At 58.3% G+C, this 1,428-nt stretch carries 2 protein-coding genes; one reads left to right on the top strand and one right to left on the bottom strand.

The features are described 5' to 3' along the window. The first annotated feature begins 81 nt into the window (after positions 1-81). On the top strand, positions 82-1,119 hold the full coding sequence (locus tag ACVWXZ_RS14275; RefSeq protein WP_457403063.1) for a hemolysin family protein: 1,038 nt from the start codon (positions 82-84) through the stop codon (positions 1,117-1,119). A gap of 36 nt (positions 1,120-1,155) precedes the next feature. Here ACVWXZ_RS14275 and ACVWXZ_RS14280 read toward each other — a convergent pair. Continuing rightward, on the bottom strand, positions 1,156-1,428 hold a 273-nt coding region (locus tag ACVWXZ_RS14280), incomplete at its 5' end, for a hypothetical protein (protein ID WP_457482669.1).

Raw genomic sequence — 1,428 nt, forward strand, 5'->3', positions numbered from 1 at the left:
TGATGGAAATAGGCCGACCCGCTTTTCTCTCGATGAGCCAATGCTACCTGTATCCCGTTCCGCCGTCGCGAACGGAGCGCTATGGTTAATGTCTTTCTCTTGGCCTTTCTGCTGCTCCTCTCAGGAGCTTGCTCTGGGGCCGAAACCGCCATCACGGCCATGGACAACCTGCGCCTGGAATCTCTGATCGAAGAACAAGGGGATCCACAGGGCTTGTATCGACTGGCCCAACAACAGCGCTCGCGGCTGATCACCACCCTGTTGCTGGTGAACAACTTTGTCAACATCGGCATTGCCGCTTTGGCCACAACCCTCTCCATTGAACTGTTGGGAACCCAGATTGGAGCTTTGGCCGCCACCGTGCCCACCACAATTGTGGTGCTCCTCTTTGGAGAAGTAGCCCCAAAGTCCTTGGCGGTGAGCCATCCGCTAGGGGTGTTCCGCTGGGTGGTGCGGCCCGTCCACATCCTATCGCTGCTGTTGCGCCCTTTTAGCGACGCTTTTGAGTGGGTTGTCAGCAGGCTCTTCAACCTATTGGAGTTCTCCCCGCTGACGGCTACTGCTTCTCTCAAGGATTTGGAGCTGTTGATCGATGTGTTGGGGCAGCGGGGGCTGCTGGATTGGCAAAAACGGCGGCTGTTCCGCGGTGCCTTGGCTTTGGACTTACTCCAAGCGCGGGATGTGGCCAAGCCCAGAGTCAAGATGGAGACCATCTCCCACGACAAAACGTTGCAGGATGTGGTGAAGCTCTGTTTGGAAACGGGCTACTCCCGCATCCCCGTACAGGGAGAATCCAAGGATGAGATCGTCGGCATCATCCACCTCAAGCAAGCCCTGCGCCATCTGGATCAAAAAGGCAATGCCGAAGTGACCCAGGCGATGGCACCGCCTTTTTTTGTGCCGGACACCAAGCGGGTCAGCCTGTTGCTCAAGGAAATGCTGCGCTCTCGCCAACACCTGGGGATCGTGGTGGATGAGTTTGGCGGCACCACCGGCCTCATCACGCTGGAAGACATTTTGGAGGAGCTGGTGGGGGATATTTACGACGAGAGCGACCTCTCCCCCCTGCTGCTGCAGCGACAACGACGACAAGGTGGCTCTTCTGCCCCCTCCGGTTGAGCACCATGAGCAATCGGGTTGTCCACCCTCTGAGTCTTAGCTGGCCCCTGAGGGATCCGTCTCCGCGGCTGTTGGGTTTTCGTGCGCGCCGGGAGTGAGCTCCCCAAAGCCGGCCTCGACGGGATAGCGGGCCACAAAAAAGATCCAGAAGCTGTGGATCCCCAACCCCAAAGCCCACCAGCCCAACAGGGGCACCAGCCACGGCCAATCCGCCCGGTACAGTTGCTGAAAAAACACCAGCCCAGACCCGCTGCAGAGAAAAACGGCAATGTGGGCGGCATAGGTATAGCGATCATCCAGCTTGCGAAA

The sequence above is a fragment of the Thermostichus sp. MS-CIW-38 genome, assembly GCF_054058415.1.